Here is a 26430-nt window from a genome sequence, read left to right as displayed (position 1 = left end):
AGAGGTCACCAATGAAAGATCACGCGACGACGGGACAACCATTTCAACAGGTTGCGCTACCTTATAGAAAGGTCACCGTGGTTGGGGCTGGGTCTTGGGGCACAGCCCTTGCGGTGGTTCTGGCGCGCGCCGGATGCGACACGACGATCTGTGGCCGTGACCCCGCCATCATTGATGAAATCAACACAAAAGGCACGACCGAACGCTTTTTGCCGGGTGTAACGCTGCCCGAAGGTTTGCGCGGCACAACGGATATGCCCAAAGCCTTGGAACAGGCTGAAGCTGTGCTTGTGGTTGTCCCCTCGCGTAGCGTGCGCAGTGTAGCCCGCCAAGTGGCCGAGCACGCGCCGAAAGAAACGCCGGTTGCCGTTTGCGCCAAAGGGATCGAAGCCGAAACCGGCCTGTTGATGACACAGGTCGCAGAAGAAGAACTGGGCGGGCGCTGCGTCGGTTGCGTCTCCGGTCCGACCTTTGCGCTGGAAACAGCCCTCGGGCACCCCACAGCCGCCACCGTCGCCTTTCCGTTTACTTATGGTGACAGGTTGCGCCCGCATGAGAGCCCGGCTGTGCGCCTTGCGCTGTCGCTTTCGACCGAAAGTTTCCGGTCCTATGTCTCAGACGATCTGGTCGGCGTCGAAATTGGCGGTGCGGTCAAGAACATCATTGCCATCGCCTGCGGGCTGATGACCGGCGCAGGCTTTGCCGAAAACACCCGCGCGGCGCTGATTACCCGCGGACTCGATGAAATGAAGGCACTCGCCGAAGCACTGGGCGGACGCCGTGAAACCGTCACCGGACTGTCGGGGATCGGGGATTTGTCGCTGACATGTTCCAGCCCCACATCGCGCAACATGTCGCTAGGCCTGCAACTGGGCCAAGGTACGCCGCGCGCCGACTGTTTTGACGGCCGCCCCGTCGTTGTCGAAGGCGAGATGAACGCAAAATCGGTCACCGACCTTGCGCGTAGCGTAAACGTGGCCATGCCAATCTGCGAAACCGTACGGTCTATCCTGCATGAGGGCGCTGACCTTGGCACCGCCTTCGCAAACCTGTGGGCCCGCCCGATTGAGGCAGAGCCACGCACGATGGACCTCTCTTTCACACACCCCGCAACTGACAAAGATATTGCAACACTTGCAGAAAGGATCTCATGACCCGTCACGAGAAATTCGATACAACCGACATCGCGGACAAGAAATTTGTCCTCGCCACCGATCTTGATGGAACATTCCTCGGCGGGTCTGATGACCAGCGCGCAGGTCTGTACAACTGGATCGCGGCCAACCGCGCGCAGGTAGGTTTGATCTTTGTGACAGGGCGCGATCCGGGGTTTATCCACGATATCACCCGCAAAGGGGACGTGCCGCGCCCAGATTATGTGATCGCCGATGTCGGTACCACGATTGCAACGATGGATCACAACAACCTTGTGTCGCCGATCCCCGAGCTTGAGGCGGAAATCGCCACCGCGTGGGGCGATGCCGGCACCAAAGCGCGGTTTACCCTGAATGGCACACGCGGTCTGAGGCTCCAGTCAACGCTGTTCCGCTATCGGCTCAGCTATGACATGGACCCTGCCAAATTCGATGAAGCTGCGATTGATGCGATTGCCGAACTTGGTCTTGATACCATCGTGTCGGATAACCGCTTCTTTGACGTGCTGCCAAAGGGCGTCAGCAAAGGCCCATCGCTTTTGCGCCTCATGACGCACCTGAACATCGACAACCGGCGCGTTCTGGTGGCAGGCGATACGATGAATGATCTGTCCATGCTGAAAATGGGCATGCCTGCCGTCGCGGTTGGGGGATCAGAGCCGTCCCTGATCGACGAGATTAAGGACCTTTCGCATTGCTACGCCGCAGAAGCGGAGGGTGCCGCAGGCATCGCCGAAGCGATTTTGCACCACAACCTGTTTGCCGCGTAGAGAAAGGAGCATCACATGTCTTCCGAAATGGTCATCGTCTACCACCGCCAGCCCTATGAAGAGGTCGAGGAAAACGGGCAGATCGTGCTGCGCGAAAACAAGAGCCCGAACGGGATCGTCCCCACGCTGAAGAGCTTTTTTGGTGAGGTCGATCACGGGGCATGGATCGCATGGAAACTGGCCGAAGACCCTGACAACCCCGATTTCGAGCAACGCATCGAGATTGATGACGACTATGGCCGCTATGCTGTCTCACGACTGGCTTTGTCTGAAGAGCAGGTGCGCGAATTCTATCACGTCACCTCGAAAGAGGCGTTCTGGCCGATCCTCCACGGTTTCAAGGAACGCTATAACTACGACCCTGTTGATTGGGCGAACTTTCAGGATGTGAACCGCCGTTTCGCCGAAGCGGCCGCCGAAGAAGCAGCAGAAGGCGCTTTGGTTTGGGTGCATGACTATAACCTGTGGCTGGTGCCCGGATATCTGCGCGCCATGCGCCCCGACGTGCGGATCGCATTCTTCCACCACACGCCGTTTCCATCGGCGGATATCTTTAACATGCTGCCTTGGCGCAAAGAGATCGTGAACAGCCTGCTGGCCTGTGATGACATCGGTTTTCACATCCCGCGCTACGCCAGCAACTTTGTCTCGGTTGCCACCAGTCTGTTCGACGTGGATGTGACGACGCGGACGCAAGTCCCCGACAAATGGATTTTCGAAGGCACTGCGCTGGCCGAACGCGCATGGGCAAGCAAGCTGAACGTCGATGGCCATGAGGTGGCGGTCAGCGTGACACCCGTGGGCGTGGATATCGGCTATATCGACGAGATTGCTCATGCCCCTGAAACGGTGTCCCAAACCGCAAAGATCAAAGTGGAAATCGGTGACGAGAAACTGATCCTCTCGGTCGGGCGCACCGACTACACCAAAGGCGGGATCGAGCAACTGGCCAGCTTTGAGCGTGTTTTGGAATATAACCCTGACCTGCGGGGCAAATTCCGGCTGATGCATGTTTCGGTCGCGGCTAACCGCAATATGCAGGCCTATGAGGAAATTCAGAGCGAGATCGAGCAGATCGCAGGCCGGATCAATGGCCGCTTCGGGACACTGGAATGGCAGCCTGTCACACTGATTTCACGCGCCGTACCGTTCACGCAGCTGATTTCATACTATCAGGCCGCCGATGTCGCATGGATCACGCCACTGGCGGACGGCATGAATCTGGTGGCGAAGGAATTTATCGCATCTCGGATCGACAACAGCGGTGTGCTGGTCCTGTCCGAATTCGCAGGGGCGGCTGTAGAACTGGCCGATGCGGTGATCACAAACCCCTTCTCGAACCGCGCGATGGATCTGACAATCGTCAGCGCCCTGAAAATGCCGGAACAAGAGCGCCGCATGCGTATGGAGAACCTGCGCGCCGCCGTCCAGAAAACAGACGTGCGCAAATGGACCCCCGGCACGCTTGAACTGAAATCAAAGCCGGCGATCGTTTCGGCAGCCTAGTTTTTGAGAAGAGAAATTGCTTTGTCGGCAAAGGATCTCCGGCGATTGGGCGCTTATCAGTGCCCAGCGGTCGATACTTTGCCGACAAACTGCCGTGAGCGGCAGCACGACGGGTACACCGAATGCAACGAGCACGAATATAGCGAAATATCCGTGCCCCCCTCTCAAAAATAGTGACACCCTGCCATTTTGAATGCGCGTTTCCACCCTAAAGGCCAGATTGACAGCGCGCTTTTTGACGCAAAGGATAGGCCCATAGCGTTTGCAGTTTGCCCGTTTGCAAGCGACCCATCTCCCGAACGGTGCAAAATGTTTCGTTCCGAACCAGATCGGAGTGAGATAATGAATATAAGGAAGTTCAAGTCCTGGGGCCAATTGCAGACCGTACTGACGGTCGCCGAGGTTGGTTCTTATCGTGCCGCTGCACAATCTCTCGGTGTGACCAGCAGTACAGTTGCACGCCATGTCGATACGATCTCGGAAGAACTCGGTCATCCGATCTTTTTGCCTGCAGGCAATCGTTGGGAACTCACCGAGATCGGCGAAGAGCTTGTTGCGATCGCCGAAGCCACGCAATCCAGTCTGGGTTTCATGCTCAAGGATATCGAGAATAGCGACAATTTCTTTGGCGCGCTGCAGATCAACACACTCTCTTTTATCAACAGCGATTTTCTTGCCCCCGCAATGAACCTCTGGCGCGAAAAATTCCCGCAGGCCAAGATCATGATTGAGGCAAATGATGAGACAACTGCAATCGAACGCGGCGAGGCCGATGTCGCACTTCGGCTCTCGCGTCCCGACACACCGGGCGTCGCGCGGTTCAAGGTGGCAAATTGCAGGGTTGGGATTTTTGCGTCCGAAGACGGTGATCAGAACGGATGGGTTGGGCTGCCTCTAAGCCTTGAAGGCTTGCCAGAGATGCAACTCGCACGGCAATATTTCGGGACCTGCCCGATCATACGGATGGATTCCTATCGTGCGATTGCAAATACCGCCCAAGCGACCGGCCTTTCTTGTGTTCTGCCCACCTGTATGGCCCGCGCGTTCCCGGAACTACGTCAGGTTCATTCAGATGAAGCGCAAACCTTTGTGGACCGTGAAATGTGGTTTCTTTTCTATGAAACCCGCAAGAATGATCCGGCGATCAAAGCCGCGAAATGCTGGGTGAAGGATATATTTCCCTCACCGAACAAGTGTCTTTGCGGCAAGTGTAACTGACAGAGCGCGCACGCGCGGTTGATCACCCGTCCTCCGGTCCTTCGCTGATAATGCAGAGCACGTTTGATCTGCTATCAATATCCCCCACGCCAGCCAAAGCCGCCGCAACGCCCGCAGCGCCCGACGGTGTGGTCCTAATGCCCTGTTCCGCCAAAGCCGCCACAGCTGCCTCTGCTTCACCTTCCGTGATGGTCGCAAAATCATCCGCATCACGTGCCAGAATGCCCAGTGCCAACATTGAGGGCGTCTTGCAGTCCAAACGCCCCATGTTGGAGACAGGGCCCTGGGTGGTGACCAAGGCCCCCGCCTTCATGCTTGCGATCAGCGCAGGCGCTGCCTCGGGCTCAACCACGATCACGCGTGGCCCGTCGCCCCAGTATGCACGCAGACTCTCAGCCAGCGCTGCTGCCAACCCGCCAACACCCGCCTGCAAGAATACATGGGTCGGCGTGCCCTCATAAGCCTGTGCTATTTCAAGGCCCATCTGGGTGTAACCTTCCATCACGTGAAACGGCAATCTGGTGTAACCCGGCCACGACCCGTCCGAGAGCAGTTGCAAGTCGCCTTCCTCGGCTGCAACAGACGCGGCCGCCATGCTTTCCTCGTAGTTGGCACCGGCGCGCACGACCTCTGCGCCTTTCGCGCGCAAACGTGCGGCAAAACCTTCGGGGACGGTATCGGCCAGGTAAATCACCGCACGCGCACCAAAAACGGCAGCGCCTGCAGCAAGCGAAAGCCCGTGATTGCCTGCGCTGGCAGCAACATAGCTGCGCCCGTTCAGTGCGTTGGACCAATCAACACCCGTATCGCGCACCACATCCGCCGCATCACGGGCAATGACATGCGCCGCGCCCAGCGCCTTGAAGCTACCCAGCCCCATCCGCGTGCGCTCGTCCTTCAAAACAACGCGGGCAGCACCAGTGATGCGGGCAAGGCCCTCACAATCCACCAGAGGTGTCGCATGATGGGCGGGGCATTGATCGAGTAAACGGGTGACGGCCTCGGTGTCAAAAGCATCACCAGGTGCCGGATCGGCCAAACCATGTCCACGCACCGTATTTTTGTAGATTTCAGCCATGGGACACCTTTTGCTCAGAATTCCGCGTCACGGTTACTCTGACCGCCACAGGTGCTTTTAGCAAATCTGAACCAAGAAGCCGAGGTCTGGTCTTTGACCGCCATTCAAAGCTACGGTTCCGCCCGACATCCCCTGAGACGAGTATGCACCCATGAAACCTGATCAGCCCGCCTTTACGCCCCCAAGCGATGCCGACGCCCGCCGCGCCAAACCTGCGGTGATCTGCTATCCAACTGATGCGCTTGCCCCGCCGGACCATGCAGCGATGCAGACACGCCGCGCCAGTGCCACCCATCGCAACACCTGCGTGATCCCGCCCCGCGATGCACGCTGCACGACCGTCCCTGCGGGCGGGTTCTTTCGGATTACATGCCCGGACGGCGCGCAGGTCGGCGATCTGAACCTATGGTCCGCCACTGACCTGACCGAACATTTCTATTCCGGCAAAACGCGCGCCTTGCATGGCACGCATCTGTCCACCGGCGACAGGCTTTGGTCGCGCTTTCCGAACATGCGCCCGATGGCGACGATTACAGAGGACACGCTGGATTGGTACGGTTGGGATGCGGACGGCGGATCGGTGCATGACGTGATCGGCACACGCTGCGATCCCTACACCGGAAGGTTGTTGTCGGGGTCCGACTATCACTACTGTTGCCATTCCAACCTGACCCGCGCGCTGGCAGACCACACAGGCATGTCACTGGCCGAGGCAGAGCCCTACGTGCACGACGTCCTGAACGTCTTTATGTGCACCGGTTTTACCAACGACACGCATCAATACTTTATGAAGGCCAGTCCTGTGCGGAAGGGCGACTATCTGGAATTCTTTGCAGAGATTGACCTGATCGTCGGCTTGTCGGCCTGCCCCGGTGGTGATTGCGGGGATGAGCATACCTCGGACAAGGCCGCGTGCTATCCGCTGGTGATTGATGTCTTTGAAAGTGCAGACCCCTTCACATCACCGGCGCCTAACGCCTACGACCGCAGTCACGGGCGCTAAGATATATAACGCACCAGTCGCGAGAGCATGCTCATACAGGCGTCCAACTGGTCAATCTCAAGGTATTCATCAGGCTTATGGGCCTGCTGGATTGATCCGGGACCGCAGACCACCACATGGCTGCCCAGCGCCTGAAAAAGCCCTGCCTCGGTGCCAAAAGCCACCAGATCGGCGCCGTTCGCGCCTGTCAGTTCGGCGACCAATTCGCGCGCGGCGTTCACGGCCATCGGCTCAAGTCCCGCGATTTCGCCCACAGTGGTCAGGGTGATGCTGGCATCAGGGCTGACAGCCTGCATGGCGGGCAGTAAGGTATCCGCGCAATAGCGGGCCATGCTGGATTTGACGAAATCGGCGTCGCTGTTCTGCACGGGCCGCATTTCCCATTCAACCTCGGCTTTGCCGGCGATCACGTTATGAGCAACACCGCCCGAAATACGGCCTACATTGATCGTTGTCCAAGGCGGCTCGAACTTGCTGTCCGCTGGTGCGCGCGCAATCAGGTCCTCGCGCAACTCCATCAGCCGCGTGACATAGCGCACAGCATATTCGGCCGCATTTACACCCAGATCAGGGGCGGAACCGTGGCCCTCAAGCCCTGTGAAATGCGCCGTGTATTCGCAGCAGCCTTTATGCCCCTCGATCACCCGCATTTCTGTGGGTTCGCCGATGATCGTAATGTCAGGCACCAAACCAAGATCGCGCATGACACCGACAAGCGATTGCGCGCCCAGACAACCGGTTTCCTCGTCATAGGTAAAGGCGAAGTGGAGCGGGCGCGTCAGCTTGTCTGAATCAACGGTTTCCGCAATGGCCAGCGTGGCCGCGATAAACCCCTTCATGTCGCAGGTACCGCGCCCGTAAAGGCGGCCGTCACCTTCGTGCAAGACGAACGGGTCCGTGGCCCAGTCCTGATCTGCGACAGGGACCACATCGGTATGACCAGATAACAGGATACCGCCACGCGCGTCCGGCCCAAGCGTCGCGAAGAGGTTCGCTTTGCTGCCCGTGTCATCGTGATCCAGAAAAACGCGTGCGCCCTGACGTTCCATATGCTCCGCCATCCACGAAATCATCGCCAGATTGCTGTCAGCCGAGATCGTGGGAAAGCCGATAAGGTGCTGCAGGATGTTCTGGGCGCGCTGCGTGATGTCCGTCACGCGTGGCGAAGAAAGGGGGACAACCACGCGCGCCTAGTCCTTGAGGTACATCTTGCGTGGCCGGTCGCAGAAACAGGCCGCCGGTCCGTCCTCTGTAATAAGAATGGATTCAGTGATCTCCAGACCCCAATCATCCATCCACAGACCCGGCATAAAGTGAAAGGTCATGCCCGGTTCAAGGATCGTTTCGTCTTCTTCACGCAGTGAAATCGTCCGCTCGCCCCAATCGGGGGGATAGCTCAGCCCGATGGGATAGCCGCAGCGCGCGCCGCGTTCGATACCGGCGCGTTCCAGCGGGGCGGCGAGGGCTATCGCGATATCCTGTGCGCGATTGCCTGCACGGGCGGCATCAAGGCCGGCCTCTAGCCCTTCGACAAGGGCGGCTTCGGCGCGTTTGAGGAAATCAGGCGGTGTCCCAAGAAAAACAGAGCGGCAAAACGGGATGTGATAGCGGCGATAACATCCTGCCAGTTCAAAAAAGGTGCCCTCACCACGTTTGAAAGGCTGGCTGTCCCACGTCAGATGCGGGGCGGCGGCATTTGTGCCTGAGGGCAAAAGCGGCACAATCGCGGGGTAGTCGCCCCAATCGTCACCAATGCCACGGATCACATCGCCATAGATTTCCGCCACAAGATCATTCTTGCGCATCCCGGGTTCGATCCGCTCGATCACCCCGTCCATGACGTTTTCGGCAATGCGCGCCGCTTTTTGCATAAAGGCGATCTCTTCGTCGGATTTCACCGCACGCTGCCAGTTCACAAGTGCTGTCGCATCCAGAATTTTCGCATTGGGCAGTTCTGCGCAAAGCGTGGTGTAGGCTTTGGCCGAGAAATAGTAATTGTCCATCTCGACACCGATACGCGCCTTCGCATGGCCCATCTCGGTCAGCAGGCGCGCAAGGTCCTGCATGGGATGGCGGACCGTGGATTGCACAAAATGGTCGGCATAACCAAAGATCCGGTCGTCCTGCATCCAGACCGTGCGGAGCGCGCCATTGGCGTCCTGCCTGCGCCCCCACCAGATTGGATCAGCGTCATGAAAGACCACGACACCCTGATGGACATAGAACGACCAGCCGTCATAGCCGGTGATCCACGCCATGTTCGAAGGATCCTCGACGAACAGGACATCCAGTCCGGCAGCCGCCATCGCTGCGCGTGTCTTGTTCAGGCGGCGGGCGTATTCCTTGGCGCTGAACGCGGGGTCTGGGTGTGTCATTTGCGGTGTTCCTCTCGCCATATGCGCGGTGCAACTGCACAAGAGGCTACAGCGACGTCTGCGCCCCGCCTCGCGTTTCGCGACATCGCATGTGACAAGAGCGTCATCGGGTTCAGGTAAACCGCTATCCCTGCAAAACAGGATTCATAAAACGCCATGATTCTTGGCATCGCGTGGGGCAGATTGCCTCATTTACAGCGCTGAACGCTATATAAAAAAGGAGTTTTTTGTCCAAAAAGAGACCGCTCAGGAAATCTGCTTGCAAACCACCAACGCTTTTACGTTAGTATGTGCCCAACGCAGAGATAAAAAATGTTGCGACACAAGGGGAGCCAAATTTGGCCGATACAAAACAAAACGACTCTTTCGTCGAATTCGAAAGAGTGCAGAAGAGTTATGACGGCGAAACGCTCGTCGTGAAAGACCTCAACCTTCAAATGCCAAAAGGCGAGTTCCTGACAATGCTTGGGCCTTCGGGTTCGGGCAAAACGACTTGCCTGATGATGCTGGCCGGTTTTGAGACGGCGACGCACGGGGATATCCGACTTGATGGAAAATCCATCAACGATATTCCCCCGCACAAACGCGGCATCGGCATGGTGTTCCAGAACTATGCGCTGTTCCCGCATATGACCATCGCCGAGAACCTCGCCTTTCCGCTGGAAGTCCGGAAAATGGGCAAGTCCGAGCGGGAACAGAAGGTCAAACGCGCATTGGACATGGTTGAAATGGGTGCATTCGGCAACCGCCGTCCGGCCCAGCTTTCGGGTGGCCAGCAACAGCGCGTCGCCTTGGCCCGTGCGCTGGTTTTCGAACCTGAACTGGTGCTGATGGACGAACCGCTTGGCGCGCTGGACAAGCAACTGCGTGAAAAGATGCAATTCGAGATTACCGATCTGGCGCACAACCTTGGGATCACCACGGTTTATGTAACCCACGACCAGACAGAGGCGCTGACTATGTCGGACCGTGTCGCCGTATTTGACGATGGCCGTATTCAGCAGCTTGCCCCACCGGACGAGCTCTACGAGCAGCCACAAAACAGCTTTGTGGCGCAGTTTATCGGTGAGAATAATACGCTCAGTGGCAAGGTGACCAAGATCGACAACGCAAAAAATACCTGTGTTGTCCAGCTTGATAGCGGCGAGGAAATCGACGCGGTACCCGTGAACGTCAATGCGGTAGGTGAACGCACAACAGTGTCAATCCGCCCCGAACGCGTTGAAACCAACAAAGAACGCTTGTCTCCGGACGCGCATACGCTGAAGGCCGAAGTGCTTGAGTTCATCTATATGGGTGACATCTTCCGCACACGTCTGCGTGTTGCAGGGTCGACCGAATTTGTCATGAAGACGCGGAATGCCCCTGACCAACCAAGGCTTCGCCCCGGCGAGCAGATCGAAATTGGTTGGTTGCCAGAAGATTGCCGTGCTTTGGACGCGTAGAGCGACCTGAAGCACAATCAGATTGGCCGCGCTAGCCCTGGTATGCGCGGTCATCATCGAAAAACCAGGTTTAACGGGAGAATAGAATGAAGTTTACGAAACCAATTCTGACGACAATGGCCCTGGGCCTGTCAGCCACGACATCACTTGCTGACGGTCATATGGCTTCGGACATGACACTGGTCAGCTGGGGTGGTGCATACCAGTCGTCCCAGATCAACGCATATGCTGACCCATATGTCGCGATGAACCCAGGTGTTACCATCACATGGGACGAAAGCTCTGCCGAAGCTGTGGCCAAGCTGCGTGCCATGAATGAAGCCGGTTCGATCACATGGGATGTGGTTGACGTTGTTGCCGCTGACGCGCTGCGTCTGTGCGACGAAGGTCTTGCGATGGAAATCGACCCTGACGAGATCCTTGCGCCAGCGCCGGACGGGACATCTGCTTCTGACGACTTCGGTGACCTGCTGGTTGGCGACTGCTTTATTCCGCAGATCGTCTATTCCACAACATTCGGCTACCGCACAGACATGGTGCCAGCCGGTGTAGAAGCGCCAAACGACATCTGCGACGTGTTCGACCTGGAAACATATCCTGGCATGCGCGCGTTGGAACAGCGCCCCATCAACAACGTTGAGTGGGCTCTGCTGTGTGACGGTGTTGCAAAAGAAGACGTCTATGACGTTCTGGCAACCGAAGAAGGCCAGGAGCAGGCGCTTGCCAAGCTCGACACGATCCGTGACAGCGTGATCTGGTGGTCCGCCGGTGCAGACACACCACAGCTTCTGGCTGATGGCGAAGTCTTCATGGGCTCCACATACAACGGCCGTCTGTTTGCAGCGATCGAAGAGCAGGGCCAGCCAATCGGCATGATGTGGGACGCGCAAGTGTTCGACCTTGACGGCTGGATCATCCCAGAGGGTCTGTCCGACGAGCGTCTCGCGCGCGCTTTGGACTTCATCTACTTTGCGACTGACACACAGCGTCTTGCAGATCAGGCCAAGTACATCTCTTACGGTCCTGCACGTTTGTCTTCTGCGCCACTGGTTGGCCAGCACGCAACACTGGGTATCGATATGGCGCAGCACATGCCAACCGACCCGGCGAACGCTGCTAACACCTTCCTGTACAACTATGAGTTCTGGGCTGACTACCGCGACGATATCGACGCGAAGTTCCAAGCCTGGCTTGCACAGTAAGCACTTTCGGAAAGGGGCGGTTTCGCCCCTTTCCATTTCTATGAATACAGAAATTTGCGTTAAACGATTGGGGACGACATGAGTGATACAACCGGCTCGGGACCAATGCTTGCTGCTGACGGCAGGCCTCTCAAAGAAAGCCTGGGACGCGCACTTCGCCGCCAAAAACTTCGGGCGCTGGCACTGATCGCCCCGCTTCTATTTTTTGTTCTTCTGACCTTTGTGATCCCGATCGTTTCCATGCTGATCCGGTCGGTCGATAACGAGATCGTCGAGAACACGCTGCCCGGCGCAGTGCCTGCACTTGCTGCATGGGATAGCACGACGCAGGATTTGCCGTCCGAAGACGTCTATCAGAACATGTTCTTCGACCTCTTCAACGCCTCTGAGGCCCGCAGGCACACCCGCCTGGGCAGCCGCCTGAACTATGAAACCACCGGCCTTGCCTCGCTGTTCCGCACATCCGGGCGGAACATGGACTCCATCGGCGAAGTCTTTCAGGATGCGATCGAAGATGTCGATCCGCGCTTTGAAGAAGGCGCATTCTGGTTCGAGATGATGAACGGGACTGGCGGTGATGCCATGCTTGAAATGCGGCGCGCACGTTGGGAAAACCTGACCGAGCAAGACATGTCCGCCGACATCGGCTTTATGCCATCGCAGGCCATCATCGAGATACTGCCAACAACCGCAGCCGCCTATACCGATTGGGCGATCTGGACTGTGATCGACGAAGAAGATGTCGTATCCGAGGAAGACCCGTGGGAGGCCGTTTATGCCGCACTTGCCATTGATCTGCGTGACCCTGCGACAGGGCCGGCACTGGCAGCATATCAAGGGCCCGGTGCCGATGCGCTGCAAACACTTGCTGCCGCTGACCTGCCGGATCTGACCTTTGCACAGGCATTCCTTGATCTTGATGAAGACTGGGCCGACAAGGAGGTTTGGGAGACAATTGTTGTTTATAGCCCGAACTACACCACCGGATATTTTCTGAACGCCGTTGACGCGCAGCTGACACCCGAAGGCGTGTCCATGCGCCCTGACAATCAGCAGCTTTACATCCAGCTTTTCATCCGCACATTGCAAATGTCGCTGATCATCACAGGCAGCTGTATCCTGCTGGGCTATCCGATTGCGTGGCTGCTGGCCAACCTGCCGGTGCGGACCGCCAACGTGCTGATGATCCTTGTGCTGCTGCCTTTCTGGACCTCGCTTCTGGTGCGGACGTCCGCATGGAAGGTTCTGTTGCAACAACAAGGTGTGATCAACGAAATCCTTGTATGGCTCGGCTTTGTGGATGACGCAAACCGTCTGATCCTGATGAACAACTCGACCGGTACGATCATTGCGATGACGCATATCTTGCTGCCGTTCATGATCTTGCCGCTCTACTCGGTGATGAAAACGATCCCGCCATCATATCTGCGGGCTGCGAAATCACTGGGCGCCACCAATTGGACAGCCTTCTGGCGGGTGTACTTCCCGCAGTCTGTTCCGGGCATTGGCGCAGGCTCGATCCTCGTGTTCATTCTGGCGATTGGCTACTACATCACGCCCGAGATCGTGGGGGGTACCGATGGTGTCTTTATCTCCAACCGGATCGCCTATCACATTTCAAGCTCGTTGAACTGGGGCCTTGCAGCCGCATTGGGTACAATCCTTCTTGTGCTCGTTATGGCGCTCTACTGGTGCTACGACCGCATCGTCGGCATCGATAACGTAAAGCTGGGGGGCTAAAACTATGGCAAAGAAGATGCTGATAGCAGAAAAGCGTCCGGACCTGTTCCGGTTCACCATGCCCCTGACGGCACTCCTGGCCGCGATGTTCGGCTTCGTTGGCGGCAATATGGCAGCGCAGCCGATGCTGGGTGCGCTGATTGGTGCTCTGGTCGGTTGTGCGATTGCATTTGTGGCAGAAACGAACCTCATGCGGCGAACACAGGTGCGCTGGGGTGTCATCGCGGTGCTCGCAATTGCCGGTCTTGTTTTTGGCAACGTCGGCACAGCTGTTTCTGGTGCGATCATCGGGGCCGTTCTGAGCTGGACAGCTTATTGGCTGGCGACGGGCGCTTACGGCATGACTGTGCCAATCTACTACACCCCTGCACAGACGCTGTGGCATAATACGTTCAAATTCATCTGCGGCCTGATCTTCTTCTTCCTGGTGGCACCACTGATCCCTGTGATGTGGCTCAGCTTCAACGCCGAGGATTTCTTTACCTTCACACCGGAGATGCTGAACTTCCAGGCCGAGGGCTATAGCCTCAAGCACTACCGTGATTTCCTTGGCACGGATGAGTGGATGGTGCCGCTGAAAAACTCTTTGATCATTGCGCCGATTGCGACGATCATTTCGGTGACATTGGGAACGCTGGCCGCGATTGGCCTGTCGCAAAGCCACGTTCCCGGGCGTCAGGCGATCATGGCAATCCTGATTTCGCCGATGATTGTCCCGCTGATCATTTCGGCAACGGGTATGTTCTTCTTCTACGCGCCTTTGGGCAACTGGCTGGAAGCAACACTTGGCCTGTCGCAATCATTCGTGGGCTTTGTCAAAGTGATCCTCGCACATGCCGTGCTCGGTATTCCTTTCGTGATCATTACGGTGACTGCAACCTTGGTTGGCTTTGACCGGTCGCTGACGCGGGCTGCGGCATCTATGGGGGCCAACCCTGTGACCACCTTCTTTCAGGTGCAAATGCCGCTTATTCTGCCCGGTGTGATCTCGGGTGGTCTGTTCGCCTTTATTACGTCGTTTGACGAAGTGGTTGTCGTGCTCTTCGTGGGTTCTGCCCAGCAGCAGACACTGCCATGGCAGATGTTCACCGGCCTGCGCGAGCAGATCTCACCAACGATCCTCGCTGCGGCGACAATCCTTGTCATTGTGTCCATCATGCTTTTGACAACGGTCGAACTCTTGCGCCGCCGGTCCGAGCGGTTGCGCGGTCTATCCCCCGCGTAAGGGGGCTTGCCATAGCCCGTATTTTGCGGGCAAATGACCTTCAGGGTCGGCGATGGCGTCGCCGACCCTTTTTCTTTCTTCACTTCTTTTCCTGAACGCCGGGACTTCACTTTGCCGCCTTTGCGTCAGATGAGTTCACTCTTCACGCATGGGCCGCTGATCACGGAGCCATGCTATGGATCGCCCAGAATTCTACCGTTTCCATCAGGGGGAAAAGACCCTTCCCTTCGCCCCCTCCGAATATGACGCCCGCCTTGCACTACTGCGCACCGATATGGCCAATGCCGGTGTTGACGCCTGTGTCTTTAGTTCGATGCACAACATCGCCTACTACTCGGGCTTTCTTTATTGTTCCTTCGGGCGGCCCTATGCGCTTGTCGTGACAGCGACAGAGGCTGTCACCATCAGCGCGGGCATTGACGCCGCCCAACCCTGGCGGCGCAGCCATGGTGACAACATCACCTATACCGATTGGCAACGGAACAATTATTGGCGCGCGGTGCTGTCCGTGACCGGTAGCGGCAAGGCGATTGGTTATGAGGGCGATCACATGTCGCTGGCGCAGTTTGACCTGCTGAAATCCTTTCTGTCGCCTGCCACCACCACCGATGTGGCCCCAATGACCATGCGCCAACGCATGCATAAATCCGCCGCTGAAATCACCCTCATCCGCCAATGCGCCAAAATCGCCGATGTGGGCGGCTATGCCATCAAGGACGCGGTCAAGGCAGGCACGCGCGAAATTGACGTCGCCATGGCAGGGCGCGATGCAATGGAGCTTGAAATCGCAAAAGTGTTCCCCGATGCCGAATACCGTGACACATGGGTCTGGTTCCAATCCGGGATCAACACAGACGGGGCACATAACCCCGTAACATCGCGCGAACTGCAAAGTGGCGATATCCTGAGCCTGAACACATTTCCGATGATCAGCGGCTATTACACAGCGCTTGAACGCACGATGTTCGTGGAAACGGTCGATCCTGCCAGCCTGAAAATCTGGGAAGCCAATGTCGCGGCGCATGAATATGGGATGAGTTTTTTGAAACCGGGTGCCCGCTGCGCGGAAGTCACTGAAAAGATTAACATCTTCTTTGCCGAACGTGACCTCTTGCAATACCGGACCTTTGGCTACGGCCACTCATTCGGCATCCTGTCGCATTACTATGGCCGTGAAGCGGGGCTTGAGTTGCGCGAAGACATCGACACGGTGCTGGAACCCGGGATGGTGATCTCGATGGAACCGATGCTGACAATCCCCGAAGGCACACCGGGTGCAGGCGGGTACCGTGAGCACGATATTCTGGTCATCACCGACGACGGCAACGAGGATATCACAGGATATCCCTACGGCCCCGACTTCAACGTGTTGGCCTAGTCGTCGAAGGGTAACTTGGACTTGCGTCCCATGCCGGTGTAGGCCTCAAAGCCTGCATCAAGCGCGAGGTCGCAAGAATAGATATTGCGCAGGTCCGCCATGCGGGGCTGCGCCATCCGACCAGCCATATCGCGCAGATCAAGGGCGCGGAATTCGTTCCACTCGGTTAGCATGACCACGGCATCCGCGCCATCTGTGGCCGCATAAGGATCGTCAAACCATGCCACGTTCGGCAACAGCGATTCAGCTTCGCGGAAAGCCTGCGGATCAACGACACGCACGTTCGCACCCCGCCCGACCAAAACAGGCACGATCGTCAGCGCGGGCGCATCGCGCATGTCGTCGGTGTCGGGCTTGAACGTCAGACCCAGCACAACAATCGTCTTGTTCTGGAGCTTGCCGTCGCACAGGTCGATGATCTTTTCGATCATCAGGCGTTTGACCTCTTCGTTCACCTTGATCACCGTTTCCACGATCTGCAAAGGCGAGGAATTGTCCTGCCCGATCCGCGCCAGCGCCATCGTATCCTTTGGGAAACAGGACCCGCCATAGCCCGGCCCCGCCTGCAAGAACTTTGGACCGATGCGGCTGTCAAAGCCCATGCCGTTGGCGACGTCCTTTACATCAGCGCCGGTTCTTTCGCAGAGCATCGCGATTTCGTTGATGAAGGTCACTTTTGTCGCCAAGAATGCGTTGGCGGCGTATTTGATCATCTCTGCTGTTTCAAGATCTGTGGTCAGCAACGGGTAATCGCGCAGCGCAAGCGGGCGGTAGACCTCTTTCATCACCTCGCTCGCGCGTTCGGATTCAACACCGACCACCACGCGGTCAGGGTGCATGAAGTCATCAATCGCAGCCCCTTCGCGCAAGAATTCAGGGTTCGAGACAACGTCGCACGCCAGATCGGGCCGGACCTCCTTCAAGAGTTCCGCCACCTTGCGGTTCGTCCCGACAGGCACGGTTGATTTTATCACGATGACCGCAGGCTTGGTCAAAACCTCGGCCACTTCTTTGACAGCACCGAACACGAAACTCAGGTCCGCATGGCCATCACCGCGTCTGCTGGGGGTGCCGACGGCGATGAAAACCGTGTCGGCGTCTTGCGTCGCGTCCCGAAGGTCATCGGTGAATGACAGCCGGTTTGCCGCCATGTTGCGGGCCATCAGACGATCAAGACCCGGCTCGAATATCGGGGTTTTGCCTGCGCGCAAAAGTGCGAGCTTATCCTGATTTTTGTCGACGCAGACCACTTCATGCCCAAAGTCCGAGAAACAGACGCCAGACACCAGACCAACATAACCGGTGCCAATCATTGCAATTTTCATCGTCTTCTCTCTTCTTTAGCAGTGGCGCATGTCTCTCATGAAACGCCTAATTCACTTACCGTAATAGTCGCGATACCATGCAACGAACGCGCTGACACCCTCTGCAACATCGGTTTGCGGCGCATATCCGGTCAGGTGTTGCAGCAAGGCATTGTCAGCAAAGGTTTCGTGCACGTCACCCTTTTGCATATCCATGAAATTCTTTTCGAGCGGCATACCCAGCGCATCCTCAATCGCGGCAATGAAATCCATCAAGGGCACCTTGGTGCCATTGCCGATATTGACCACACGGAAAGGTGCTGCGGGGCTGAGGCTATCGCCATCGGCAATGTCATCTGGCGTGGCAGGTTCGACAGGCGGCGTATCAATCAAGAGCCGGATACCGCGCACAAGATCAGTCACATAGGTGAAATCACGCGCCATTTCGCCGTTATTGTAGACGTCGATGGCGTCACCATCCAATCCGGCTTTGACGAATTTGAAAAGTGCCAGATCGGGCCGCCCCCAAGGACCATAAACGGTGAAAAACCGGAACATCGTGGTCGGGATCTTCCACAGATGCGCATAGGCGTGTCCCATGTGCTCATTCGCGCGCTTGCTGGCAGCGTAGATCGTCAGCGGCGTATCGGTGCGCTGCAATTCATTGAACGGCATGTCCGTGTTGGCCCCGTAAACCGATGAGGTCGAGGCCATCAGCAAGTGCTCAACCTGATGGATGCGGGCACATTCAGTCACGTTGAACGTGCCCATGACGTTCGTTTCCATATAGGACCGCGGGTTTTCGAGCGAATAGCGCACACCGGCCTGTCCTGCGAGGTGGACGATAATATCCGGCCTGGCCTCATCACAGGTTTTCGCCAGAAGATCATAGTCTTCCAGCAGCCCCTCAACACATGAGAAATGCGGGTTTTGCAGCAATATCTGATGACGGCGGCGTTTGAGCTGCACATCGTAGTAATCTGTCATGCCGTCATAGCCGACCACGCGAAACCCTTCGTCCAGCAAGAGTTGCGCAAGGTGAAACCCGATAAATCCGGCCGTTCCCGTAATAAAGACAGTGCGCATAGTATGAACCTTGATGAAAACGGCAGTGTTGCGCCGTTTTCATCGAATGTACGGTTCAGGTCAATCCAGCTAGAGCAAACCGTTGGGCAAAGGTTGCTCATTCGCTGTGTTCACGCGGCGGAACCACAGCGTCACCATCGTCGAGGTGATCACGATGAACAGTGAATAGAGCACCGGCACGGCCATGATCGACTGCGCCTCGGTCCCTGAAAAGGTGAAGGCGATGATTGCGATGGCCAGAGGTCCGTTCTGGATACCTGTCTCAAGCGCCACCGTGCGCGCATTCCGCGGATGCAACCGCAACAGGATCGAGAACCCGTAGCCCAGCGCAAAACCAAAGAGGCCCAGCACGATGGACCCGAAATACGTGGCCCATGTCGTCGTGAGCAGGAACTCCCAGTTGCGGGGAATCCACGATACAATCAGGAACAGAATGAAGAAGATCGCCAGCATCGAGCCCATAAATTCGGTCACCGCACCCACGTTGGCGTTCAGTTTGCGCAGCACCATCCCGATGGCGACCGGCACCAGAAGAAGGACCAGTGTCGCAATGATGTTTTCGCGCGGAATATCCAGATCAAGCGCACCCGCATAAAGCACCAGAACCAGCGGGATCAGCAGAACACCAAAGACCGTTGATGTTACCGTCATCAGCACCGAAAGCGCCAGATTACCTTTCGAGAAGTAGGTAAAGATGTTCGAGGTCGTCCCGCCGGGCATGCAGGCCATGATCAGGATACCAATCTTGATCGTGTCCGACACAGGCAAGGTTGTCGCCAGGATAAAGCCGATCAGCGGCATGAACCCGTATTGGGACACAACGCCGATCATCAATCCGTATGGCCGCTTCAACGCCAGCGTAAAGTCACGTGGGGTCAGGGATGCACCCATGCCCAGCATGATCACGAAAATCATCAGAGCCAGAATGGCTTGTTCAAGTGGTCCAACCATTATGCGTTCTCCACTTTGGCTTGTTCTTCGGCGCGCAGGTCCTTGCGCAGGATCTTTCCGACGTTCGATTTTGGCAGTTCGTCCCGGAATTCGACCGCCTTGGGCACTTTGTACCCGGTCAGATGCTCCTTGCAGTAGGCACGCACGGCATCTTTGGTCAGTGTATCATCACGCTTGACGATAAAGGCCTTCACAGCTTCACCCGAGGCACCATCAGGCACGCCAATCACCGCGACTTCTTCGATGCCCGGATGGTTGGCCAGCGTATCTTCGATCTCGTTCGGATAAACATTGAAGCCCGAGACAAGGATCATATCCTTCTTGCGGTCGACAATGCGGAAATACCCGTCTTCGTCCATGACGCCGATATCGCCGGTCAGCAGCCAGCCGTTTTGAATGGTCTTGGCGGTCTCTTCGGGCTTTTTCCAATAGCCCTTCATGATCTGTGGGCCGCGGGCAATCAGTTCACCCGGCGCGCCTTGCGGCACATCAACACCGTCCTCATCCACACATTTCAATTCGGTCGATGGCAAAGGCACACCGATCGAGTTCACGCGGCTTTTTCCAAAAGGGTTAAACGTCAGGATCGGAGAGGACTCAGTCAGCCCATATCCTTCCAGCAGCGGCTTGCCCGTCAGCTTTTCCCATCGTTCAGCCACAATTCCCTGCGTTGCCATACCGCCTGCGGATGCAAATTTCAGGTGCTTTGGTGGTGTATCAAGAAACCAGATTTCCCCTGTCAGACCGTTAAACAACGTATTCACGCCACTCAGCCATGTGATCTTGTAGTTCTCGAACGCGCGTTTGAGGTTGCTGAGCGGGCGGGGGTTCGGGATGAGAATATTGTGCGCGCCCTGCGAAAACATGCCCAGAAAATTCACGGTAAATGCAAAGACGTGATACAAAGGGAGTGCAGTCAAGGCGACTTCGCGGCCTTTCTCGAACTGCTCGATCAGCTCCATCGTCTGTTCCATATTCATCAGAATATTGCTGTGGGTCAGCATCGCGCCCTTGGACACACCGGTGGTGCCGCCGGTGTACTGCAGACAGGCGACGTCGTCGGGGTCGATTGTCTGGCGATAGCTTTCCAGCGCATTGTGCGTCTGCGCGTGTTTTGCGCGGCCCGCCTTAACGGCCTCTGGCAGGCGGATATGGGGGATCGTGATCGGGGTGATCGTCTTGTCCCAATACTTCTGGACCAGACCCACGATACCGCGGGGCATTGCCGGAAAATATTCGGCAACGCGAGTTACAATGACATTCGGGATCGGATGCCCTTGCATCGCTTCGACCAGCTTTTCGGCGAACATATCGACCACGATGATGGCAGAGGGTTCGGCATCGGCGAACTGTTTCGCCATTTCCTCGGGCGTATAAAGGGGGTTCACGTTGACCAGAACACACCCGGCCTTGAACACCGCCATGGCCGCAATCGGATAGGCGAGGCAGTTCGGCACCTGAATGGCAACACGGTCTCCGGTGTCCAGACCCGCGATTTCGCGCAAGTAAACCGCCATAGCATCAGACATCTCATCCGCTTGGCGATAGCTTAATGTCCCATTCATGCCGTTGGGCAGGCAGGTGGTGAAGGCGGGGCGGTCGCCGTAAAGAGCGGCAGTCGCACTGATGAAATCACCGATTGTCCTGAATTCGGGCGCGTCGATCGTCTTGCGGACGGACGTGCCGTAAAAGGCCGTCCAAGGGCGTGTCTGGTCTGTCACTGGCTTCCTCCCAAAAGCGTTCGGGAGACATTATCCGGTCCTGTGATTTTGTGAAGCAAAAGCAGTCGTGCAATGGCATGTGACCCTGCGTCCAATACGCTCAGCCTACACTAGAGCACCAAATCGCAGGCGCGGCTGTTGGATTGCACATGTTTCGCATTGAGCAGATCGTTCTCACCGACCTTGAAACGCGCCTGCGCCTCAGAGAATCCTTCGTCGAGCCAGCGTTGCATCAAACGGCGTTCGAGTTCCTCAATCGGTGCGTCGATCCAGATAGAGCTGGTCCAGAATTGTGCCAATTGACCCCAGGGATCACCCTCAAGCATCAGATAATTGCCCTCAAAGAGCACGTATTCCACATCTTTTGACAGGACCGCCGCACCGGCAATCGCAATATCCCGCGACCGGTCGAAGACAGGGTACACGACGTCTGTACCGTCATGCGCAATCCGCTGCACCAGATTGCAGAAACCCGCGCCATCAAAGGTTTCTGGCGCACCTTTCCGCGCCCGCAAACCGCGCGCATCCAGGATAGCGTTATCCAGATGAAACCCGTCCATCGGCACCACCGCAGACGTCCTGTCCGCAGCGGTCAACAACCGGTGCAGAGCCTCGGCCACGGTAGATTTCCCCGAACCGGGCGGCCCTGCGATCGCAATCAGTTTGCGCCCGACAGGCAGGTGCAAAACATGCTCGAACGCCTGCTTGGCAAGTGTCTCAGGCGGCAATTTCATCAGGTGTCATCGCTCCGGTCATCAGCGCGACAGCATCGGACATTGAAACCTCGGACGGCTTTACAACACACAGGCGTTTGCCAAGACGATGGATATGGATGCGGTCCGCGACCTCGAACACATGCGGCATGTTGTGGCTGATCAGGATGATCGGAATACCACGCGCTTTCACGTCCTTGATCAGCTCGAGCACCTTGCGGCTTTCTTTCACGCCCAGGGCAGCCGTCGGTTCATCCAGAATGATCACCTTTGATCCAAACGCAGCGGCACGCGCTACGGCTACCCCCTGACGCTGGCCACCAGACAGTGTTTCAACCGCCTGATTGATATTCTGGATCGTCATCAGGCCCAGTTCCGAAAGCTTTTCGCGGGCGATTTTCTCCATACGGGGGCGGTCAAGTTGGCGCAGCCATTTGCCCATGAACCCCGGTTTGCGCAGTTCGCGCCCCATGAACATGTTGTCCGCAATGGAAAGGGCAGGTGACATCGCAAGCGTCTGATAGACGGTCTCAACGCCTTCCTCGCGCGCTTCGGTGGGTGAATTGAACTGCACCTTCCGGCCATCCAGGAACACTTCGCCCTCATCAGGGACCACCGCGCCCGATACGGATTTGATCAGTGATGATTTCCCCGCACCGTTATCGCCAATCACCGCAAGGATTTCACCCGGGTACAGATCGAAATCGCAATGGTCCAATGCGGTGACCTTGCCATAGCGTTTGACAAGCCCGCGTCCTTTTAAAACCGGTTCCATTATGCCGATACCCTTCTGATCCATTGGTCCACGGTGACAGCGCCAATGATCAGCGCGCCGATAAGAAGATAAGTCCACTGCGCGTCTGCCCCCGCAAGGCGCAGGCCAAGCGTAAAGACACCCACAATCAGCGCACCAAAGAGCGGCCCAAGGATCGACCCGCGCCCCCCGAAGAGCGAGATGCCACCGATCACAACGGCCGTGATACTCTCAATATTCAGAAGCTGACCCGATGTCGGGCTGACAGATCCGATCCGGCCAATCAGCGCCCAGCCTGCAATCGCACAGATGAAACCGGTAACAGCATAGACCGAAATCAGCGTATAGCGGACGTTCACACCAGAGAGCTGCGCTGCTTCGGGGTCATCGCCGACGGCATAGACGTGGCGGCCCCAAGCCGTTTGGCTAAGCACATATGTCAGCACCGCAAAAATAAGGATCATGGCGATCACACCATAGGTAAAGGTGGCGCCGCCGCTGCCATTTGCATCCGCGCCGACTTTGAAAGTCGTGCCAAGGAACTGGAGCAAGGGTGCTTCAGCCTCGATATCCTGACTGCGGATTGTCTCGTTCGCGGAATAAAGGAAGTTGGCCGCCAGAACGATCTGCCACATCCCCAAGGTTACAATAAAGGGCGGTAATTTCATCACCGCAACAAGCCATCCGTTGATCGTGCCGATCAATGTGCCGAAGGCAAGGCCGATGACAATCGCAGCCTCGACCGGAACACCATAGCGAAAGGTGAATTGCCCCATGATCACGCTCGACAGAACAGCGATTGCGCCGACGCTCAGGTCGATACCTGCCGTGAGGATGATCAGAGATTGCGCAGCCGCGACGATGCCCACGATCTGCACCTGTTGCAAAATCAGCGTCAACGCGAAGGGTGAAAAGAAGGTTGAACCCAAAAGCAACCCGAACACCGCAATTGAAGCGACAAGCACAAACAACGGCACAAGCGCGGGATTGACGTGCAGCAAGTGCTGTAAACTGTGCATGAACCCTTTGCGGTTATCTACGAAGGCGGCAACTGTTTCAGTGCGCTCCGTTTTGACAACAGATTCATAGTTATCGGAATCGTTTGGCATTATGCTCCCCAACGTGGCAACGGCGTGAACGGCAAATTCAGCTTCTTAGAGAAAAGGGCAAACACGTTGCCCTTTTCAAAGTTTAACAAAGATGTGTCAGGGATTTAACCCCAGCAAAGCTCCATGCCTTCGGCAACCGAGATGCTGTCAACGCCTTCCGCTGGCTGGTCGGTGACCAGAGCAACGCCGGTGTCAAAGAAGTTCTTGCCTGGTGTGTTTTCAGGCAATGTGCCATCGGCTGCATATGCCGCAATCGCTTCGATCCCTTTGGACGCCATCAACAGTGGATACTGCTGCGATGTCGCACCGATCACACCGTCAGCGACGTTCTGCACACCAGGGCAGCCACCGTCGACAGACACGATCAGCACGTCGTTTTCACGACCGATAGAACGCAGCGCTTCATAGGCACCAGCGGCAGCTGGTTCGTTGATTGTGTAGACGACGTTGATCATCGGATCGACAGCGAGAAGGTTTTCCATCGCACGACGGCCGCCTTCTTCGTTACCTGCGGTGACGTCGTTGCCAACGATGCGCGGATCGGTTTCGTCGCCCCATCTGTTCGGGTCGCCCAGATCGATACCAAAGCCCTGCAAGAAGCCTTGGTCGCGCAGCACGCCAACAGTTGGCTGGCTGACAGCAAGGTCAAGCATGGCGATTTTCGCGTTTGCGGCTTCATCACCAAGTGTCGCTGCAGCCCACTGGCCGATCAGTTCACCGGCAAGGAAGTTGTCGGTCGCGAAGGTCGCGTCAGCGGCATCAATCGGATCAAGCGGTGTATCGAGCGCGATAACCAACAGGCCTGCTTCACGTGCCTGGGTCACAGCACCAACGATGGATGATGTGTCGGACGCTGTCAGCAGAATACCGGATGCGCCGTTTGCGATGCAGGTCTCGATCGCAGCAACCTGTGTTTCGTGGTCACCGTCAACACGCCCTGCAAAAGAGCTCAGCGTCATGCCCGCAGCTTCGGCAGCAGCCTCGGCACCTTCGCGCATCTTAACAAAGAAAGGGTTGGTGTCTGTCTTTGTAATCAGGCACGCGGATGGTCCGTGTGCGTCGGCAAAAGCTGCGCCGCTGCTGGCAATAGCAATTGCACCGCCCAAAAGGGCTGTCTTTGTGGATTTAAACATAATGGTCCTCCCATGACCTTTGTAGTCGTTCCCGTGAGACCGGAAACTGAAGCTTTTCCGACGGACTGTCAATAACTAACTTCCAGAGAGTTATTTAATATGCTATTGCTTGGCGAGACCAAAGAATAGTTGGGTGCGATGGACAGAATTCAGGAACCGGACAGGGACGAATCGGACGACGCGACATTTGAGCGCGGCACCAATCAAGGCGGCATGCGCGAACGAAACGAGCGCGTTGTCCTCAGCCTCTTGCGCCGAAATTCCGACATGGCGAAAGCCGACATTGCGCGCCGCACTGGTTTGTCAGCCCAAACCGTTGCCCGCCTGATCGGATCACTTGAGGCCGATGGCCTTATTCTGCGCGGCACACCTTCCCGGGGCCGGATCGGGCAACCGTCTGTACCCCTTTCGCTCAACCCCTCGGGTGTCGTTTTTCTGGGAATGAAAGTGGGCCGTCGCTCGGTCGAGATGGTTGTAATCGACTTTCTCGGGCAAATCATCGACCGCGAAAAACAGATCTATGACTACCCTGATTTCGATAAGGTTCTGCAATTTGCCAAAACATCGTCAAAGTCTCTGCGCGCTCGGCTTCCGGCAAGCCTGAAACCGCGGATCGCGGGCTTGGGCATTGCGATGCCCTTCTATCTCTGGAGCTGGCCCGAGCATATCGGGGTTGACGCGGAACGTATGGCCAATTGGGAATACCGCGATCTGCAGGCAGAAATTGCCGAAGCACTGGGGATACCTGTTTTCTTGCAGAACGACGGAACCGCGGCCTGTAGCGCCGAGATGGTGTTCGGGGAAAACCCGCTGCCCGCGAATACGCTCTGCTTCTTCATAGCCTTCTTCATCGGCGGTGGTCTGGTGCTGCGCAACACGCTTTACACAGGGTCAACCGGCAATGCCGCCAGTTTCGGGCCCCTGAACATCCCCGACCGCAATGGTGTTTCACGCCCGATGATCGAGCTTGCTTCTTTGGCAACGCTGGAAGAGGCGCTTGTCCAGAACGGCGTTGATGCGCAACAAATGTGGGTTGATCCGGAAAACTGGGACTTCCCCGAAGACATCGTTGCCGAATGGACCGCGCAATGCGCACACGCCATCGCGCAGGCGATCCAATCGACGCAGGCGATCGTCGATCTTGAACTGGTTATGATTGATGGATGGATGCCGCGTGCGCTCTGCGCCGAGGTAACCGCACAAACCAGAGCGCATCTCGCGACGTTGGATATGACCGGTATGGACAGACCCGATATCGCAACAGGCACGCGCGGCCCTGATGCCCGCGTTCTTGGCGCGGCAAGCCTGCCACTTAGCCACCGTTTTCTTGTGCAATAGCTACGACGTACACGCGGAAAGACCCAGGCGGCGAGTTTGCATAAATCCGCAAATATCAGGGATGAAGTGGTGAGCCGTGATGGGTTCGAACCATCGACCTACTGATTAAAAGTCAGTTGCTCTACCAACTGAGCTAACGGCCCACTGAGGGCGGTATCTAGAAAGCCACGGGGGTGCGGTCAACCCCCAAATTCCCCTGACTGCTGGATAACTTGTCTGCCTTGGCA

At 56.9% G+C, this 26430-nt stretch carries 22 protein-coding genes and 1 tRNA gene; 11 read left to right on the top strand and 12 right to left on the bottom strand.

The window, feature by feature from the left end; translation table 11 throughout:
* Nucleotides 1-11: 11 nt before the first annotated feature.
* The 4 genes from SJY29_RS16030 to SJY29_RS16015 all read left to right on the top strand — a co-directional run bounded on the left by SJY29_RS16030 (nt 12) and on the right by SJY29_RS16015 (nt 4648).
* Nucleotides 12-1154: an NAD(P)H-dependent glycerol-3-phosphate dehydrogenase gene (locus SJY29_RS16030; protein WP_400084808.1), complete on the top strand. Its 1143-nt coding sequence runs from the start codon at nt 12-14 to the stop codon at nt 1152-1154.
* Nucleotides 1151-1924 (top strand): HAD-IIB family hydrolase, encoded by a 774-nt coding sequence (locus tag SJY29_RS16025; RefSeq protein WP_400084805.1) that lies wholly within the window; start codon nt 1151-1153, stop codon nt 1922-1924. The genes SJY29_RS16030 and SJY29_RS16025 overlap by 4 nt, the downstream gene beginning before the upstream one ends.
* Nucleotides 1925-1939: 15 nt before the next feature.
* Nucleotides 1940-3430: a glucosylglycerol-phosphate synthase gene (gene ggpS / locus SJY29_RS16020; protein WP_400084802.1), complete on the top strand. Its 1491-nt coding sequence runs from the start codon at nt 1940-1942 to the stop codon at nt 3428-3430.
* A 342-nt stretch (nt 3431-3772) separates the two neighbouring features.
* Complete coding sequence (locus SJY29_RS16015; RefSeq protein WP_400084800.1) at nt 3773-4648, top strand: LysR family transcriptional regulator; 876 nt, start codon at nt 3773-3775, stop codon at nt 4646-4648.
* Between the two features lie 22 nt (nt 4649-4670).
* Here the strand turns inward: SJY29_RS16015 and SJY29_RS16010 are convergent, their stop codons facing one another.
* On the bottom strand, nt 4671-5726 hold the full coding sequence (locus SJY29_RS16010) for a pyridoxal-phosphate dependent enzyme (RefSeq protein ID WP_400084797.1): 1056 nt from the start codon (nt 5724-5726) through the stop codon (nt 4671-4673).
* Nucleotides 5727-5877: 151 nt separating this feature from the next.
* Between SJY29_RS16010 and SJY29_RS16005 the strand changes: the two genes are divergently transcribed.
* Nucleotides 5878-6729, top strand: a complete 852-nt coding sequence (locus tag SJY29_RS16005; RefSeq protein WP_400084795.1) for an urea carboxylase-associated family protein — start codon at nt 5878-5880, stop codon at nt 6727-6729.
* On the opposite strand, the gene argE is transcribed toward SJY29_RS16005, so the two are convergent.
* Nucleotides 6726-7913 (bottom strand): acetylornithine deacetylase, encoded by a 1188-nt coding sequence (gene argE, locus SJY29_RS16000; protein WP_400084792.1) that lies wholly within the window; start codon nt 7911-7913, stop codon nt 6726-6728. The two genes, SJY29_RS16005 and argE, sit on opposite strands and share 4 nt — an antisense overlap.
* A gap of 6 nt (nt 7914-7919) precedes the next feature.
* Entirely contained in the window at nt 7920-9104 is a 1185-nt protein-coding gene (locus tag SJY29_RS15995) for a M24 family metallopeptidase (protein WP_400084789.1), read from the bottom strand.
* 338 nt (nt 9105-9442) lie between these two features.
* Here SJY29_RS15995 and SJY29_RS15990 point away from each other — a divergent pair, with 338 nt between their 5' ends.
* From SJY29_RS15990 to SJY29_RS15970, 5 genes are all read left to right on the top strand, one after another.
* Entirely contained in the window at nt 9443-10549 is a 1107-nt protein-coding gene (locus tag SJY29_RS15990; RefSeq protein ID WP_110277827.1) for an ABC transporter ATP-binding protein, read from the top strand.
* Nucleotides 10550-10635: 86 nt separating this feature from the next.
* Nucleotides 10636-11751 (top strand): extracellular solute-binding protein, encoded by a 1116-nt coding sequence (locus SJY29_RS15985; RefSeq protein WP_400084785.1) that lies wholly within the window; start codon nt 10636-10638, stop codon nt 11749-11751.
* 78 nt (nt 11752-11829) lie between these two features.
* Nucleotides 11830-13491 carry an ABC transporter permease gene (locus SJY29_RS15980; protein WP_400084782.1) on the top strand — a complete coding sequence of 554 codons (1662 nt, stop codon included), beginning with the start codon at nt 11830-11832 and terminating at the stop codon, nt 13489-13491.
* A 16-nt stretch (nt 13492-13507) separates the two neighbouring features.
* A complete protein-coding gene (locus tag SJY29_RS15975; protein WP_400084779.1) occupies nt 13508-14716 on the top strand; it encodes an ABC transporter permease in 1209 nt (402 codons plus the stop codon).
* Nucleotides 14717-14891: 175 nt separating this feature from the next.
* Nucleotides 14892-16094, top strand: a complete 1203-nt coding sequence (locus tag SJY29_RS15970; protein WP_400084777.1) for an aminopeptidase P family protein — start codon at nt 14892-14894, stop codon at nt 16092-16094.
* On the opposite strand, the gene SJY29_RS15965 is transcribed toward SJY29_RS15970, so the two are convergent.
* From SJY29_RS15965 to SJY29_RS15930, 8 genes are all read right to left on the bottom strand, one after another.
* Nucleotides 16091-17419 (bottom strand): UDP-glucose dehydrogenase family protein, encoded by a 1329-nt coding sequence (locus SJY29_RS15965; RefSeq protein WP_400084774.1) that lies wholly within the window; start codon nt 17417-17419, stop codon nt 16091-16093. The genes SJY29_RS15970 and SJY29_RS15965 overlap by 4 nt on opposite strands.
* Before the next feature lie 51 nt (nt 17420-17470).
* The gene (locus SJY29_RS15960; RefSeq protein ID WP_400084771.1) at nt 17471-18484 is read right to left on the bottom strand and encodes an NAD-dependent epimerase/dehydratase family protein; all 1014 of its coding nucleotides are present in this window, start codon (nt 18482-18484) and stop codon (nt 17471-17473) included.
* 69 nt (nt 18485-18553) lie between these two features.
* Nucleotides 18554-19435, bottom strand: a complete 882-nt coding sequence (locus tag SJY29_RS15955) for a bile acid:sodium symporter family protein (RefSeq protein WP_400084768.1) — start codon at nt 19433-19435, stop codon at nt 18554-18556.
* A complete protein-coding gene (locus tag SJY29_RS15950; protein ID WP_400084765.1) occupies nt 19435-21156 on the bottom strand; it encodes an AMP-binding protein in 1722 nt (573 codons plus the stop codon). Before SJY29_RS15950 ends, SJY29_RS15955 begins: the two co-directional genes overlap by 1 nt.
* Nucleotides 21157-21266: 110 nt before the next feature.
* On the bottom strand, nt 21267-21890 hold the full coding sequence (locus tag SJY29_RS15945; RefSeq protein ID WP_400084762.1) for a sugar transporter: 624 nt from the start codon (nt 21888-21890) through the stop codon (nt 21267-21269).
* Complete coding sequence (locus SJY29_RS15940; protein ID WP_055295159.1) at nt 21874-22644, bottom strand: ATP-binding cassette domain-containing protein; 771 nt, start codon at nt 22642-22644, stop codon at nt 21874-21876. Before SJY29_RS15940 ends, SJY29_RS15945 begins: the two co-directional genes overlap by 17 nt.
* Nucleotides 22644-23732, bottom strand: coding sequence for an ABC transporter permease (locus tag SJY29_RS15935; protein WP_400084760.1), 1089 nt, complete (start codon nt 23730-23732; stop codon nt 22644-22646). Before SJY29_RS15935 ends, SJY29_RS15940 begins: the two co-directional genes overlap by 1 nt.
* A 104-nt stretch (nt 23733-23836) precedes the next feature.
* Nucleotides 23837-24865, bottom strand: a complete 1029-nt coding sequence (locus tag SJY29_RS15930; protein ID WP_110277817.1) for a sugar ABC transporter substrate-binding protein — start codon at nt 24863-24865, stop codon at nt 23837-23839.
* Between the two features lie 138 nt (nt 24866-25003).
* Between SJY29_RS15930 and SJY29_RS15925 the strand changes: the two genes are divergently transcribed.
* A complete protein-coding gene (locus SJY29_RS15925) occupies nt 25004-26203 on the top strand; it encodes an ROK family transcriptional regulator (RefSeq protein ID WP_400084758.1) in 1200 nt (399 codons plus the stop codon).
* Nucleotides 26204-26270: 67 nt separating this feature from the next.
* Here SJY29_RS15925 and SJY29_RS15920 read toward each other — a convergent pair.
* A tRNA-Lys gene (locus tag SJY29_RS15920) sits at nt 26271-26346 on the bottom strand.
* Nucleotides 26347-26430: the final 84 nt, after the last annotated feature.

Source organism: Yoonia sp. R78084, assembly GCF_044595625.1.
Classification (GTDB): domain Bacteria; phylum Pseudomonadota; class Alphaproteobacteria; order Rhodobacterales; family Rhodobacteraceae; genus Yoonia.
This window is presented reverse-complemented; position numbering and strand designations above follow the sequence as displayed.